Annotated in this window: 14 protein-coding genes and 1 tRNA gene; 2 read left to right on the top strand and 13 right to left on the bottom strand. The window is 63.0% G+C overall.

What is annotated here, in order from left to right; genetic code table 11:
* Nucleotides 1-13: 13 nt before the first annotated feature.
* Both DVR09_RS09885 and DVR09_RS09880 read right to left on the bottom strand, forming a co-directional pair.
* Nucleotides 14-1,012, bottom strand: a complete 999-nt coding sequence (locus DVR09_RS09885; protein ID WP_115416779.1) for an SPOR domain-containing protein — start codon at nt 1,010-1,012, stop codon at nt 14-16.
* Nucleotides 996-2,018: a lytic murein transglycosylase gene (locus tag DVR09_RS09880; RefSeq protein ID WP_115416778.1), complete on the bottom strand. Its 1,023-nt coding sequence runs from the start codon at nt 2,016-2,018 to the stop codon at nt 996-998. The genes DVR09_RS09885 and DVR09_RS09880 overlap by 17 nt, the downstream gene beginning before the upstream one ends.
* A 124-nt stretch (nt 2,019-2,142) precedes the next feature.
* Between DVR09_RS09880 and DVR09_RS09875 the strand changes: the two genes are divergently transcribed.
* Nucleotides 2,143-2,232 (top strand) — tRNA-Ser (locus DVR09_RS09875).
* Between the two features lies 1 nt (nt 2,233).
* Here DVR09_RS09875 and DVR09_RS09870 read toward each other — a convergent pair.
* From DVR09_RS09870 to DVR09_RS09840, 7 genes are all read right to left on the bottom strand, one after another.
* Entirely contained in the window at nt 2,234-2,416 is a 183-nt protein-coding gene (locus DVR09_RS09870; RefSeq protein WP_115416777.1) for a hypothetical protein, read from the bottom strand.
* A gap of 170 nt (nt 2,417-2,586) precedes the next feature.
* A complete protein-coding gene (locus DVR09_RS09865; protein ID WP_115416776.1) occupies nt 2,587-4,446 on the bottom strand; it encodes a cation:proton antiporter domain-containing protein in 1,860 nt (619 codons plus the stop codon).
* Nucleotides 4,447-4,473: 27 nt separating this feature from the next.
* Entirely contained in the window at nt 4,474-5,901 is a 1,428-nt protein-coding gene (lpdA, locus tag DVR09_RS09860; protein ID WP_115416775.1) for a dihydrolipoyl dehydrogenase, read from the bottom strand.
* Nucleotides 5,902-5,925: 24 nt separating this feature from the next.
* Nucleotides 5,926-6,324: a hypothetical protein gene (locus tag DVR09_RS09855; RefSeq protein WP_115416774.1), complete on the bottom strand. Its 399-nt coding sequence runs from the start codon at nt 6,322-6,324 to the stop codon at nt 5,926-5,928.
* The gene (locus DVR09_RS09850; protein WP_115416773.1) at nt 6,321-6,662 is read right to left on the bottom strand and encodes an acyl-CoA thioesterase; all 342 of its coding nucleotides are present in this window, start codon (nt 6,660-6,662) and stop codon (nt 6,321-6,323) included. Before DVR09_RS09850 ends, DVR09_RS09855 begins: the two co-directional genes overlap by 4 nt.
* Before the next feature lie 28 nt (nt 6,663-6,690).
* The gene (locus DVR09_RS09845) at nt 6,691-6,999 is read right to left on the bottom strand and encodes an endonuclease domain-containing protein (RefSeq protein WP_115416772.1); all 309 of its coding nucleotides are present in this window, start codon (nt 6,997-6,999) and stop codon (nt 6,691-6,693) included.
* A gap of 170 nt (nt 7,000-7,169) precedes the next feature.
* Complete coding sequence (locus DVR09_RS09840) at nt 7,170-8,477, bottom strand: pyruvate dehydrogenase complex dihydrolipoamide acetyltransferase (RefSeq protein WP_115417888.1); 1,308 nt, start codon at nt 8,475-8,477, stop codon at nt 7,170-7,172.
* A gap of 133 nt (nt 8,478-8,610) precedes the next feature.
* Here DVR09_RS09840 and DVR09_RS09835 point away from each other — a divergent pair, with 133 nt between their 5' ends.
* Entirely contained in the window at nt 8,611-9,063 is a 453-nt protein-coding gene (locus DVR09_RS09835; protein ID WP_115416771.1) for a universal stress protein, read from the top strand.
* Here DVR09_RS09835 and DVR09_RS09830 read toward each other — a convergent pair.
* From DVR09_RS09830 to phaR, 4 genes are read right to left on the bottom strand one after another with little or no spacing between them, the layout of a single operon-like run.
* On the bottom strand, nt 9,060-9,467 hold the full coding sequence (locus tag DVR09_RS09830; RefSeq protein WP_115416770.1) for a GFA family protein: 408 nt from the start codon (nt 9,465-9,467) through the stop codon (nt 9,060-9,062). The genes DVR09_RS09835 and DVR09_RS09830 overlap by 4 nt on opposite strands.
* A 57-nt stretch (nt 9,468-9,524) precedes the next feature.
* Nucleotides 9,525-11,846 carry a ribonuclease R gene (gene rnr, locus DVR09_RS09825; protein ID WP_174223738.1) on the bottom strand — a complete coding sequence of 774 codons (2,322 nt, stop codon included), beginning with the start codon at nt 11,844-11,846 and terminating at the stop codon, nt 9,525-9,527.
* Nucleotides 11,847-11,888: 42 nt separating this feature from the next.
* Nucleotides 11,889-13,430 (bottom strand): proline--tRNA ligase, encoded by a 1,542-nt coding sequence (gene proS, locus DVR09_RS09820; protein ID WP_115416768.1) that lies wholly within the window; start codon nt 13,428-13,430, stop codon nt 11,889-11,891.
* 49 nt (nt 13,431-13,479) lie between these two features.
* Nucleotides 13,480-14,022, bottom strand: a complete 543-nt coding sequence (gene phaR, locus DVR09_RS09815; protein WP_115416767.1) for a polyhydroxyalkanoate synthesis repressor PhaR — start codon at nt 14,020-14,022, stop codon at nt 13,480-13,482.
* Nucleotides 14,023-14,064: the final 42 nt, after the last annotated feature.

Below are 14,064 nucleotides of genomic sequence, written 5' to 3'. Positions count from 1 at the left end.
CGCCACGGCCGTGTCAGTCGAGTAAACGAATTTCGGCGTCGCTATAGCCCCGCTCTCGCAGCATGGCGAGCGCCTGCGCTGCCTGTCCACGGGTTGCGAATGGCCCGACACGGACGAGAGTTAGATTGCCGCTCGTTTCGAGATAGCCCTGAACCCGCCTGGCCAGGCTATCGGCATTGGATCGCACTGAAAAGGCACCCAGTTGCACCGCGAATTTCCCATCTTCGGACGTCTCCACCATGACCGGCGCGGGTGTGGGGCCACCCTCAACCGCCATGGGCAATTGTGGGCGCAGCGCGTCGTTTCGCGGGGCGGGTTGGGCCTCGTCACTAGCGTCGGTTTCTTGCGTGGGCGATGGCATGACAGCCTCCTCATCGGGATCGACTGTTGCGATATCCGGGACGGGCACCGCGCCGCTCACCGGCGCCTGCCGGGTATCCCCCAGAGGGGCGGAACCGCGTTCGGGCAAGCGGCGTTTGAGCACTTCGAGCAGGCCCTGCGGGGTATCCATGCGCAATGGCGCTTCGCGCCCGGCACGCAATTCCGCGCGATGTTCTTCGGGAGGATTGACTCGGCGGACCCGTATCGGAGCCCCCTCCTCCGCACCCAATTGACCCAAGGCATTAGCCGACAATGACAGCAGGCGTTCATTGGTCATCGGACCACGCCGCTCGACCCGCACCAGGATCGTTCTTCCCGTATCGAGAGCAGTCACTTCGACATAGCTTGGCAAGGGGAGCGTGCGGTGCGCGCCGGTAATGCCTTTCGTACCGGATTCGTCCACCGTGACATATCCGACCTGATCGTAATTCATCGTGTCGAGCGGTGTATAGGTCACACCGTCTATGGTGAAAGGATCGCCAATGACGATCGGATAATCGGCCGAAGGTCCGTTGCCGATAGGCCGTGCTGCAGGTGCCGGTGCGTCCTGCGCGATGCTGGCGCAAGCACCCAGGCCGAAAGAGCTTAGCCCGGCCAGTGCGGCGCCAAGGATCCTAGTTTCCAATTTCATCGGCCAGCAATCCCACACTCATGGCGTAATAATTCGAGCAGTTATATTCGAGAATGACCCGATAATTCGACGTTAACAGCCAAGCGGATGTTCCGGGGCCATCGGGCTGAAAGAGCGTCACAAGCAGATCGTCACCGATCGCACCTTGGGGTTGAATGCCCAGTTCACGCCATTCTCGAACGGTCTTGTAGACGCTGTGGCGCTCATGCACCCTGGCGCAAACCGGAGCGACAATCTCGGTGCGGTGGGAAGCGACATCGAAATTGGAGGGGATGTATGCTCGCACACCCCAAGGCTGGCCGCTGCGCCAACCGGCATCGCGGAAATAGTTGGCGATGGATGCAAGGGCGTCAGCGCCGCTATTCATGATATCCGCGCGGCCGTCGCCGTTCCCGTCGGCCGCGAGGCGAAGGTAGACGGAGGGCAGAAACTGCGGATTGCCGAACGCGCCCGCCCAACTGCCCTTGAGCTCGCTGCGGGAATAGCCTTTGTCGGCAACCTTCATCAGCGCGACCCATTCGCTGGCGAACAGATCGCGGCGACGCCCTTCCCACGCCATGGTCGCCAGAGCCCGCGACAGATCGAAGCCGCCCTTGACTGCACCATAGGCGGTTTCGTGCCCCCAGATTGCCACGAGTATCTCTCCCGGAACGCCGTATTGCCGCTCGATAGAACGGATGGTGCCCGAATACTGGGAATACGCTCTGCGGCCACCCATGATACGAGCACTATCGACGTGCCTCGCTATGTAGGGCGCCAACGGCGGATAGCCGGTGCTGGTCGGCGCGCCGGGCTGGTTGCGATCCAATTCGATGACTCGATAATTCGGCTCCAGACCCGCGGTCATCCGGGCGAGCGTACTTTCGCTGACTCCCTCGGCGCGTGCCCGTGCAATCAAAAGCTGCAGATAGGCGTCGAAGCCGAGATCCTCCTGCGCTTGCGCGGGGACGGAAGGAAGCGAGAGGGCGATGGCCCCGAGGGCGACAAGAAAGCGGCGAAAAATCATACGTTCATTGTCGCAGAGGGAAGCTTAACGGCAAGTGTCATTCACCGTTTACGAAAAACTATCCATCGAACTTCCTCGGGGCGTGACAAATACACTCTATGTGGGTAGCTAGCGCCGCGCTCGCGGAGAGGTGGCAGAGCGGTTGAATGCACCGGTCTTGAAAACCGGCAAGGGTGCAAGCCCTTCGTGGGTTCGAATCCCACCCTCTCCGCCAGCTATTCGCCGCGAGGCGGTGCTCTTCCGACCGATTGGTCCTCCCGGTCGGCAGAGGGATAGTCTCTCGGCTGGACGCTCGATTGATTTCGAAGCGCGATATGGTCTTCGATCAGGCCGCCATCGCGCTGACCTTCGGATATGCAATCGCTATCCTGCGGATCATCGTCGATCTCGTATTCCATGCGTTTACTCCTTCGTTCGGTAAACGCCGGTCGATGCTATCATGTCCAGACATGGCGGCAAGGCGCCCTGGCAGTGAGATCAAAGGCAGGTTTCACAACCGCGCCGCCAAAGCGACATCGGATACCATGGCGGCGTGCGACCCCTTGGTCTTACCGTGGCAGGGTACGTATCACTTTCCCCTCCCTGCGATTTCGTCCATCGCGTCGCGCAATTTCGGGTCCCATTCGGCCTTCAGTTCCCTGATCTTGGCCAGGAGCTCCTCGTTTTCATAAGGCGGAATGTCGAGTCGATAGGCATCGGCGACTTCGCGCATGGATGTGCGATCCATTTCCTCGAATGCCTCCACCATCGCAGTCGCGGCTTGGCGGTCATGGCCCAGCGCCTCGTAGACCGAGCGGCCCATGCGCAGCGCGCTGTCGTAGGTCTCGCGAACGATGTCCCGGCACCCCATGGCCCATAGGTGATAGACATGGTCGCGATCTTTCGCGCGAGCCACCACATGCAAATTCGGAAAGGCTTCGCAGGCATAGCGGACCAGCTTGTCGATCTGCTGGCGCTCGTCCAGCGCGACCACCAGGATGCGCGCCCGCTCGATCCCGGCGCTTGCCAGCAGATCGGGGCGCGTCGCATCGCCGTAATAGGTTGTTATGCCGAATTTCTTTAGGTTTTCGAGGTGCTGGCTGTTGTAATCGATGACCGTCGCGCGGTGTCCCGCGGCATCGAGCATGCGATCGACGATCCCGCCTACACGCCCTCGTCCGGCGATGATAATCGGGTTCTCCTCATCGATGGTGTCGGCCTCGTCGAGGGCCTGGCTGGTGCAATAGGCATGCGCGATCAGCTTGTCGTATAGGATGAAGAGCAGCGGTGTGGCCAACATGGTCAACGCCACGATCAGCAGCAATTGATCGGCGAAGGCCTGGTCGAACACCGCATTGCCGACTGCAAAGGCGATCAGCACGAAGGCGAATTCCCCTGCCTGGGGCAGGCTCAGGCAAAATAGCCACAGTGCCTGGCGGCGCAGGCCGTAGAGCCAGCCGATAGTCAGCAGCACCGCCATCTTCGCCGCGATCGTCACAGCCGCCCAGAAGACCACCGATTGCCAGATGGTGCTGGCCAGCACGAAGTCGATCCCCGCGCCGACCGTGATGAAGAACAGTCCGAGCAGCAGGCCCTTGAACGGGTTGATATCGCTTTCCAATTCGTGGCGGTATTCGCTGGTTGCGAGCACCACGCCCGCGACGAAAGCGCCCAGCGCAGGCGATAGTCCGACAAGCGACATCAGCAGCGCGATGCCGATAACGACCATCAGCGCGGCGGCCGTGAACAGTTCGCGCAGATTGGCCTTGGCGATGTAACGGAACAGTGGCCGGATCGCATAGATTCCAATGGCGATCACCGTCGCAACAGCGCCGATTCTGGTGACGCCTGCCAGCCATCCGGACATGCGCGCGGTGAGGTCGATGCCGCCATGCGCGCCGCCCCCACCATGGGCCACCGTCCCCGCCGCGAGGTCGGGCAGTGCCAGCAGCGGCAGCAGTGCCAGAATCGGGATCACGGCGACGTCTTGCACCAGCAGCACCGAGAAACTGGCCTCGCCGCCCTCGGTCTTGAGCAGCCCCTTTTCAGTCAGTGTCTGGACGATGATGGCGGTCGAGCTGAGTGCGAGCACCATTCCGATCGCGAGCGCCGTCTGCCAAGGCTGGCGATCGATCAGGGCAATACCGGTAATGACCAGAGTGGTCAGCAAAACCTGACCGCCGCCGAGCCCGGCCAGCTTGCCGCGCATCGCCCACAGCCGCCTGGGTTCCATTTCGAGGCCGATGATGAACAGCATCATCACCACGCCGAATTCGGCGAAGACCTGCAACGCGTCGACATCGACATTGAGCGAGGCAAGCAGTGGGCTGATCGCCATGCCCGCAAGCAAATAGCCGAGCACCGAGCCGAGCCCGAACCGGCTCGCCAGCGGAACGGCGACTACACCTGCGATGAGGATGAGGAAGGCGAGGATCAGGAACCCGGTCACAGTAGTCTCGCCCTCCCCTAAACCGGGTCAGATATGCAGCGCCCGACCGTAGCTCGCAAGCACGCTTTCATGCATGCTCTCGCTGATCGTCGGGTGCGGGAAGACAGTCCGCATCAGTTCCGCTTCGGTCGTCTCGAGCGTCTTGCCGACGACGAAGCCCTGGATCATCTCGGTCACTTCGGCGCCGACCATATGCGCGCCCAGCAGCTCGCCCGTCTTCGCATCGAACACCGTCTTCACGAAGCCGTCCGCTTCGCCGAGGGCGATGGCCTTGCCATTGCCGATGAAGGGGAATGTGCCCGCCTTCACTTCATGGCCCGCTTCCTTGGCCTTGGCCTCGGTCATTCCGACCGACGCGATTTGCGGGTGACAATAGGTGCAGCCCGGGATGTTGCCCCGGTCGAGAGGATGCGGGTGAACGTCTGTGTTGCCGAGTTCCTTGGCGATTGCCTCGGCGGTCGTCACACCCTCATGACTCGCCTTGTGCGCCAGCCAGGGGCCGGGCGTGCAGTCGCCGATGGCCCAGAGGCCCTTCGACTTGGTGCGCCCATAGTCGTCGATCTGGATGAAGCCGCGGTCCATTTCGACCAGCTTTTCCAGCCCCACGTTCTCAGTGTTCGGCACGATGCCGATGGCCACGATGCAGTGCGTGAACTCGGTCTCGACCGCTTTGCCCGGAGCCCCGGACTTCGATCCGGGGTTGATCTTGGCCTTCACGCCCTTGTCTGAGACTTTCAGGTCCTCGACCCCGGCGCCGGTCATGATGGTCATGCCCTGCTTGGTCAGGCTCTTCTCGAGGAAGGCGGAAACGTCCTTGTCTTCCACCGGCACGATCCGGTCGAGCATTTCCACCACGGTCACCTCGCAGCCCATATCGTTGTAGAAGCTGGCGAACTCGATCCCGATCGCGCCCGAGCCGATGACGAGCAGCTTCTTCGGCATTTCGGGCGGGGTCATCGCATGGCGATAGGTCCACACGCGCTTACCGTCGGCCGGGGCGAAGGGCAGGTCGCGGGCGCGCGCGCCGGTGGCGACGATCACGTGCTTGGCGCTGAGCTTCTCCTCGCCCTTCTCGCCCTTCACGGTGAGGCTGGTGGGGCCGGTCAGCGTCCCTTCGCCCATATGCACCGTGATCTTGTTCTTCTTCATCAGGTGCGTGACGCCCTGATTGAGTTGCTTGGCCACCCCCCGGCTGCGCTTCACGACAGCTTCGAGATCGGCTTCGATCTTGCCCGCGATCTTGAGGCCATAGTCCTTGGCGTGCTGGGCGTAGTGCAGGATTTCGGCACTGCGCAGCAGCGCCTTGGTCGGGATGCAACCCCAGTTGAGACAAATGCCGCCGAGCAGCTCGCGCTCGACAATGGCGGTTTTCAGCCCCAGCTGCGCGCAGCGGATCGCCGCGACATATCCGCCAGGCCCGGAACCGAGAACGATGACGTCGTATTTGTCAGCCATGATAACTCCGAAATGGTTCGCCGCTTACCCGGCGAGAAATTCTACATCTTTCGCCAGCACCCAACCGGCGCGGCACGGCCCGTCATAGGCGCGAGGCTCGGCGACCGGACTGCTGACGCGGCAATCGCCGGGCTCCTGGAATTCACCGCTCGCATAGACCACGCCCTGCCAGTCACCCTCGGCCTCGCACAGCCAGACAAGCGTGCTCTGCTCGAGCGTGTCGCTGGTGCGCGCGCCTTCTTCGGGCGCGTCGCGGATGACCTGCTTGCGGTACATTCCACCGACCCGGCCAAGTCCGCCGCATGCATCGAGGCTCGGCCCGTCGAGACCGATCATCGGCGCGCGAGGCTCGGGAAAGCTCTCGGCCTCGGGTGCAGGCGGGCCGCTGACTGTCCCCAGCGAAAGGAGCAGCGCGGCAATCATGCCCACCGCTCCGCCACCGCGCGCGGGCGATCGTCATCGTCGAGCAAGACGAACTTGAACGTGCCCTGCGCCACCTTGGTCTCAGCCTCGCCATTACGCTCGCGGGCGATGGCTTCGGCGGCGATGGTGAGCGAGGTGTTCCCGGTTGCGGCGATCTCGCAATAGACCGACAATTCGTCCCCCACCTGCATCGCACCGGGGAAGGCGAAATCGGTTGCCGAGACGACCACCGCCTTGCCCTTGCCCTCACGGCTCGCGAGCGAACCGGCGCCGAGCGCCATCTGGCTCATCAGCCACCCGCCGAACACCCCGCCATAGGGGTTGAGGTCGGTCGGCATGGCGGTGACGCGGATGAGGGGGGAGCGTTCAGGCACTGGATTTTACCGCTTCCAGAATCGCAGCAGCGACCGCGTCGCTATCCTGCAGTATATCATTGTTCCAAAACCGAAGAATTCGAAATCCTTGCGAGATGAGCCAGGCATCGCGGGCCTTGTCCGCGTCGCTATCGATGTGCTGTGAGCCATCCGCTTCGACGATCAGCCGCGCCTTGAAGCAGACGAAATCCACAATGTAATCGCCAATCTGTTCTTGGCGCTTGAATTTCGCACCGGCTATTCGACCTGCGCGGAAGATCGACCATAAGCGACGTTCGGCCTCGGTCGGCTCGCGGCGCATACGTTTTGCCAATGGCAGGAGGTTGCGCTTGCCCCCTCTCCTTCCCACCGCTGCGCGGCGGGTCCCTTCCTCTCCCGCGAGGGGAGAGGAGTTCGTTCTATTGGTCCTCTCCGCTTGCCGGCGAGGATACGCAGACTTGCGAGCATGCTCGCTAGTCGGAGTTGGAGAGGTCACACCACCAGCCCCATCGGGTTCTCGACCAGTTGCTGGAAAGCTTCCATCAACTGCGCGCCGTCGGCGCCGTCGATGGCGCGGTGGTCGAAGCTGCCGGTGGCGCTCATCACGGTGGCGACGCCGAGTGCGCCGTCGATCACATGCGGACGCTGCTCGCCTGCGCCGACCGCGAGGATCATCGCCTGCGGCGGGTTGATCACCGCGTCGAACTGCTTGGTGCCGAACATGCCGAGGTTGGAGAGCGACGCGGTGCCGCCCTGGAATTCATGCGGCTGCAGCTTGCCGTCGCGCGCCTTGCCCGCAAGTTCCTTCATCTCGGTGCTGATCTGGGCGAGGCCCTTGCGGCCCGCATCGCGAATGATCGGCGTGATCAGGCCCGAAGGCGCGGCGACCGCGACCGAGATATCCTCGCGCGCATACTGGAACAGCTCGTCGCCCTGGAAGCTGACATTGCAGGCCGGAACACGCTGTAGCGCGCGGGCGAGCGCCTTGATGAGCAGATCGTTGACCGACAGCTTCACGCCGTCCGCCTCCAGCGAGGCGTTCAATTGTTTGCGCAGGTCGAGCAGCGCATCGAGCCTCACGTCCACGGTGAGGTAGATGTGCGGGATGGTCTGCTTCGCCTCGGTGAGGCGCTTGGCGATGACCTTGCGGACATTGTTGAGCTTTTGCGCTTCGTAAGGCGCGTCGAGATCGCCGCCGAGCGTCGCGGGTTTTGCCGGAGCGCTGGGCGCAGGTGTGGCGGCTTCCTTGGCGGGCGCGGCACCGGCCGTCGCACTCTCGACGTCTGCTTTCACGATACGGCCGTTCGGGCCGCTGCCCTTCACGCCCGAAAGATCGATACCCTTCTGCTCGGCGATCCGCTTGGCTAGCGGCGAGGCGATGATACGGTCCTTGTCCGTCACCCCAGCGGACGCTGGGGTCGCTTTCGGTTGAGCGGAGCCGTTAGCGGTCCCAGCTTTCGCTGGGACGACGCCCTTTTCTTCTTCCTTGGTTTCGGTGGGCTCTTTAGCAGGAGAATCGCCCGGAGGCGCCGCCGCAGCGGCCTCGTCCACATCCTCGCCCTCCTCGGCAAGCATGGCGATAACCGTGCCGACCTTCACGCCCTCGGTCCCTTCCTCCACCGCGATGCTGGCGATCGTGCCTTCGTCCACGGCTTCGAATTCCATCGTCGCCTTGTCGGTTTCGATCTCGGCCATGATGTCGCCGGCATTGACCGTATCCCCCGGCTTTACCAGCCATTTGGCGAGCGTGCCCTCCTCCATGGTGGGCGACAGGGCGGGCATCTTGATCGGCGTGGGCATGGTGTTGACGTTACGTCCTCGCTGGGGAATGAGTTCGATCGCACCTCTGGCGAAAAGGTCGGTCGACTGCAAGGTCCTTGCGGAGAACACGAATTAACGGGTAGTCCGCTGCCGAGGGAGCCGGGGAGCATCGATGCGTACATACCTTGTCGTCATGGACGAGACCGAAGAAGCCAGACAGGCGCTGCGTTTTGCCTCGTTGCGGGCACAGAAAACCGGCGGATCGGTCCATATCCTAGCACTGGTACCGCAGCAGACCTTCAACGCGTTCGGCGGCGTTCAGGCGACGATCGAGCAGGAAGCGCGCGAGCGGGCCGAAGTGATGGCCAATAGCGCGGCGGGAAACATCTTCGGCGAGATGGGCAAGATGCCGACCATCGCCGTACGACCGGGCTCGGCGGCCGACGTTATCCGCAAATATATCGAGGAACACGGCAATATCGCCGCACTGGTTCTGGCGACGAGTGCCGAAGGCGGGTCCGGCCCGCTGGTGACGCATTTCGCGGGAAGTGCGAGCAGCCTGCCCTGCCCGCTCTACCTCGTCCCCGGCGGCCTGAGCCGCGAACAGATCGACGCGCTGGCCTAACCCGGCAGAGCGGCGCAATGCGGGATGTCTTCCAGGCGCACATCCCATTCCGCCCTGCTTGCACAGAAGATATGTGCGTCGGGCAGAAGATCGATGGCGCTGTCGAGACAGCCTGCCGGCACCACAATCCCCGCCCCGTCGTCCGCACTGTTGGGGACCGATGATCCGCAAATCGTGCAGAAGCTCTTCCGATGCCGGGTGTGCGGTACGCGATAGGTCCTGACCGTGTCCTGCCCGCGAAGCCAGTGGAGCTCGGCCGCCTGCGAGAAGAGATTGGCGGCATGGGCCGATCCGGTATCCTTGCGGCAGCGCCGACAATGGCACAGGAAGAAGCTCTCGAAAGGCCCCGTGACCCGGAACCGGACGGCGCCGCAACTACAAGACCCTTCTGTGTTCGCGGCCATATCCGCCTGCCCCTCCCTGTCGAAATCGGTCGGCGGAGCCCCGCTCCGCCCGTTAGGTCACTTCTTCTTGCGCCCTTGGTGCCGGATATTCCCCGGCCGCCCGCGTTTGCCCTGATCGTGCTGCTGGCGTGGAGCGCCCTTGCCCTTGACCGGCGGCTTTTTCGGGCCACGCTTCTGATGTGTGCGCTTCTTCGCGCGAACGCGATTGCCGCGCGGTTCGATACCCGAACCATCGCTGTCGGGCACTTCGAATTTCAGTGCACCGGTCAGCGCATTGGCCTCGGCGAGCTTCAATTTCAGGAGGTCGCCCACGGCATATTCGGTCCCGCTGCTTTCGCCGATCAGCTTTTGCGCTTTCTCGTCATAGCTGAAATATTCGCGGCCCAGCGTGCTGACCGGGACAAGGCCGTCTCCGCCCAGCTTCTCGATCGTGGCGAAAAAGCCGAAGCCCTGAACGCCTGTGATGCGCGTATCGAACGTCTCGCCCACGCGGCCTGAAAGCCAGGCCGCGACATAGCGATCGATCGTGTCGCGTTCCGCCTCCATCGCGCGGCGCTCGGTCTGGCTGATCGCATCGGTGATCTGGTGCAGCGCGGTCTTGTCACGATCCGAAAGGCCCGATGTCTCTGGCAGGTCTATCTTCGGTTCGGGCTGTTCCAGCTTATAGGCATCGACCAGCGCGCGATGGACGAGAAGGTCGGCGTAGCGGCGGATCGGCGAGGTGAAATGCGCGTAAGAGCCGAGCGATAGGCCGAAATGCCCCGCGTTCTGCGGCCCGTAAAAAGCCTGCGTCTGGCTGCGCAGCACCGCTTCCATGATAAGCGCCTTTTCGGCCGGATCGGCGATGTCCTTGAGCATGCGGTTGAAGATTCCCGGCGTGATAACCTGGCCCAGCGCGAACTTCTTGCCCTGCGTGGCGAGATATTCGCGGAAGGCGAGCAGCTTCTCGCGGCTCGGCGTCTCGTGGACGCGGTAGACGACCGGCGCGGCCTTGGCTTCCAGCGCCTTGGCCGCGGCGACATTGGCGGCGATCATGAAATCCTCGACCACGCGGTGCGCATCGAGCCGTTCGCGCACGGCGATCTCCTCGATCACACCCTCGTCGTTGAGGCGCACCTGGCGCTCGGGCAATTCGAGATCGAGCGGATCGCGCGCCTGCCGCGCCTTGAACAGCAGTTTCCACGCGCCCCACAGGTTTGCGAGGTACTCGGGCGCGTCGCCGGCATCGATGGCCGCCTGCGCGTCCTCGTAGGCGATGTTCTTTGCGAGCCGCACGATCGCGCGGGTGAAGCGCCAGTCGCTGACCTTGCCGTCCTTGTCGATACGGATGTGGCAGGCCATCGCCGCGCGGTCGACATCCTGTTTGAGGCTGCAAACGTCGGCGCTCAGCACTTCGGGCAGCATCGGCACCACACGGTCGGGGAAATAGACCGAATTACCGCGCTTCCTCGCCTCGCGGTCGAGTGCACCGCCGGGGCGGACGTAATAGCTGACATCGGCGATCGCGATAATCGCGCGGTAGCCGCCCTTGCCGTCCGGCTCGGCCCAGATCGCATCGTCGTGATCGCGGGCATCGGCGGGGTCGATGGCGACGATGGGGATATCGCGCAGGTCCTCGCGGTGGTCGGGCGAGAGCGGCAGGTCGACCGCACGTTCGGCCTCGGCAATCGTTTCTTGCGGGAAGATGTGCGGGATACCGTGCTTGGCGATGGCGATCAGGCTGAAGGCCTTGGGAGCGAGCGGGTCGCCGACGACCTCGACCACCTTGACCTTGGAGCGGGCGGATTTGCCCATGCGCTCGGCCAGCACCAGCTCGCCTTCCTTCGCCTCGCCCACATCGCCGATGGGCGCACTTTCGCGTACGCGCTTGTCGACGGGCGCGAGCCAGTAATTGCCGCTGCCATCCTTTTCGACCACGCCCATCAGCCCTTCGGTGCGCGCGGGCAGTTTCTTTATCGGCGTCGCGCGCCATCCACGCTCGGTTTCTTCATTGCGCGCAAGAATCCGGTCGCCACGTTTGAGCGCGGCCATCTTCTTGCTTTCCTTCACCATCAGGCGCGGCGGCTTTTCCTTGTTGTCGGGAGCCCAGTTCTCGGGCTCGGCCACAGGTTCGCCATCCTCGATCGCTACGATCTTGAGCACGGTTACCTTGGGTACGCCGCCCATCCGGTGATAGGCGGTGCGCTTGCCGTCGATCAGGCCTTCTTCGGCCATGTCCTTGAGGCGCTTTTTAAGCGCGATCTTTTCCTGACCTTTCAGCCCGAACGCCTTGGCAATTTCACGCTTGCCAGCGGGGATATCGGAGGTCTGGATGAATTCGAGAATCTGGTCTTTCGTCGGAAGCCCCTGCGGCTTCCGGAATTTGTTCTGTTTTGTCATGCGCGCAATATGGGGACCCGAAGTCCCCATGTCACGCGCGTGCTAGTAAGCCTTGGCCATAAGGATGCGTTCCACTGCCGGATCTCCGGTGAAGATGCAGCTACCGTCGGCAGGCGCGGCATCCATCGGCACGTTGCGAATGGTGAGCTTGTGCTCCTTGAGCCGCTCGACGACCTTCTCAAGCGCCGCACCTGTGGGCTTCGACCACTGGACCTCGATCCAGCCGGGATAACGCGAGGCCGCGAAGTGCTTTTCGACCTCGGAAAAATCGGTGACGCCGCGCGTAATGTTGGCATCGCGGCGTTCGGCCGCTTCGGTCAGCAGCGCGGCCTGCATGTCGGCGAGGATATCGGGAATGGCCTTCCCGGCCACTTGGCGGGTCGGGTTCTGGAAGGCGGGCTTGCCGGTTTCGGCATCCCATAGCCGGTCGCGGCGCAGCAGGCTGACGACGCCGTTCTCCATGTCGCGGCCACCGACCTCGACGATGATCGGGGCGCCCTTGCGCACATAGTCCCAGCGCTTCTGCGCCGCCTTGCCGGGGCGTGTGTCGAGCAGCACGCGCAGCGGCTCGCCGAGCACAATCTGGCTCGCCAGCGTCGCGCGGAGCGCCTCGCAATAGTCGATCAGCGTCTCGTCCTCGGGTTTGTCGCGCAGCATCGGCAGGATAACGACCTGCTGCGGTGCGATCTTGGGCGGCAGGCGCAGGCCGTCGTCATCGCCATGCGTCATAATGACACCGCCGACCATCCGGGTGGAGACGCCCCAGCTGGTGGTATGGGCGAGGCTTTCGCTGCCTTCCTTGTTTTGGAACTTGATGCCGCTGGCCTTGGCGAAATTGGTACCGAGATAATGGCTGGTGCCGGCCTGCAACGCCTTGCCATCCTGCATCATGGCTTCGATCGACCAGGTCTCGACCGCGCCGGGGAAGCGTTCGTTCTCGGGCTTCTCGCCCGGAATGACGGCCAGTGCGAGATCCTCGTCGGCAAAGGCGCGATAGACCTCGAGCATGGTGAGCGTGTGGTCCTTCGCCTCGGCCTCGTCGGCATGGGCGGTGTGGCCTTCCTGCCAGAGAAACTCGCTGGTGCGCAGGAACATGCGGGTGCGCATTTCCCAGCGCACGACATTGGCCCACTGGTTGAGCTTCAACGGCAGGTCGCGCCAGCTTTGCACCCAGCGCGCCATGGCATCGCCGATGATGGTTTCGGAAGTGGGGCGAACGACCAGCGGTTCTTCCAGCTTCGCTTCGGGATCGGGGACCAACCCGCCGTCCGCGCCAGCGATGAGGCGATGATGGGTGACGACCGCCATTTCCTTGGCGAAACCTTCGACGTGCTCGGCTTCGCGCTCGAAATTGGAGAGCGGGATGAACAGCGGGAAATAGCAGTTGTCGTGTCCCGTCGCCTTGATCCGGTCGTCCAGCAGGCGCTGCATCCGCTCCCAGATCCCCCAACCCCACGGGCGGATGACCATGCAACCGCGCACGCCCGATTCCTCGGCCATTTCGGCGGCGCTGATAACTTCCTGGTACCAGGCGGCGAAATCGTCTTCGCGCTTGGTCTTCAAGGCATGGCGGATGTGGGCCACGTTGTATTTCCCGTAATTGCTGGTCGGATCGGCGCGCGGGCCGATGCCGCTATTTGCTGATCTCGTCCAGCTTCTTCTGCATTTCGGCCATCTGCTTGCGCATCTGGGCCAACTCGTCGGACTGGTCAGCCTTGGGACTCTTCGCTCGGCCCGGGATAAAGGCCTCGGCGGCATTCTGCATCATCTTGAAATTGGCTTCGGCCATTTTGGCCAGGGGGTTACTTTCGATTCCCTTGGCGAAGGCTGCCTGCAACTGCTCGCGATTCTTGCGCAGGTTCGCCATGCTCGCCTCGAGATAGCTCGGCATCATCGCCTGCATCGAATTGCCATACATGGAGATGAGATCGCGCAGAAAGCTGACGGGCAGCATCTGTGTGCCGTGGCTTTCTTCTTCGACGATGATCTGCGTCAGGATGGTATGCGTGATATCATCGCCGGACTTTGCGTCGAGCACGTGGAAGTCGACGTTCTCGCGAACCATCTTGGCCAGATCGTCCAGCGTGATGTAGCTGCTGGTGTCGGTATTGTAGAGCCGCCGGTTGGCGTATTTCTTGATGATGATCGGTTCGCCCTCGGCGGTCCGCTTTGCCATATGCGCATGCTCCCCAATTGTGCGTTGCAAGGGGCTTAGCAT

The sequence above is a fragment of the Erythrobacter aureus genome, from assembly GCF_003355455.1.
In the GTDB taxonomy this organism is placed as follows: domain Bacteria; phylum Pseudomonadota; class Alphaproteobacteria; order Sphingomonadales; family Sphingomonadaceae; genus Qipengyuania; species Qipengyuania aurea.
This window is presented reverse-complemented; position numbering and strand designations above follow the sequence as displayed.

What these genes read in the sequence shown, in the direction of transcription:
- DVR09_RS09845 (WP_115416772.1), bottom strand. Translation starts at nt 6,999, where the DNA reads ATGCGCCGCGAGCCGACCGAGGCCGAACGTCGCTTATGGTCGATCTTC.
- DVR09_RS09870 (WP_115416777.1), bottom strand. Translation starts at nt 2,416, where the DNA reads ATGGAATACGAGATCGACGATGATCCGCAGGATAGCGATTGCATATCC.
- DVR09_RS09835 (WP_115416771.1), top strand. Translation starts at nt 8,611, where the DNA reads ATGCGTACATACCTTGTCGTCATGGACGAGACCGAAGAAGCCAGACAG.
- DVR09_RS09850 (WP_115416773.1), bottom strand. Translation starts at nt 6,662, where the DNA reads ATGCCGACCGACCTCAACCCCTATGGCGGGGTGTTCGGCGGGTGGCTG.
- DVR09_RS09880 (WP_115416778.1), bottom strand. Translation starts at nt 2,018, where the DNA reads ATGATTTTTCGCCGCTTTCTTGTCGCCCTCGGGGCCATCGCCCTCTCG.
- phaR (WP_115416767.1), bottom strand. Translation starts at nt 14,022, where the DNA reads ATGGCAAAGCGGACCGCCGAGGGCGAACCGATCATCATCAAGAAATAC.
- DVR09_RS09855 (WP_115416774.1), bottom strand. Translation starts at nt 6,324, where the DNA reads ATGATTGCCGCGCTGCTCCTTTCGCTGGGGACAGTCAGCGGCCCGCCT.
- DVR09_RS09885 (WP_115416779.1), bottom strand. Translation starts at nt 1,012, where the DNA reads ATGAAATTGGAAACTAGGATCCTTGGCGCCGCACTGGCCGGGCTAAGC.
- rnr (WP_174223738.1), bottom strand. Translation starts at nt 11,846, where the DNA reads ATGACAAAACAGAACAAATTCCGGAAGCCGCAGGGGCTTCCGACGAAA.
- DVR09_RS09830 (WP_115416770.1), bottom strand. Translation starts at nt 9,467, where the DNA reads ATGGCCGCGAACACAGAAGGGTCTTGTAGTTGCGGCGCCGTCCGGTTC.
- lpdA (WP_115416775.1), bottom strand. Translation starts at nt 5,901, where the DNA reads ATGGCTGACAAATACGACGTCATCGTTCTCGGTTCCGGGCCTGGCGGA.
- DVR09_RS09840 (WP_115417888.1), bottom strand. Translation starts at nt 8,477, where the DNA reads ATGCCCACGCCGATCAAGATGCCCGCCCTGTCGCCCACCATGGAGGAG.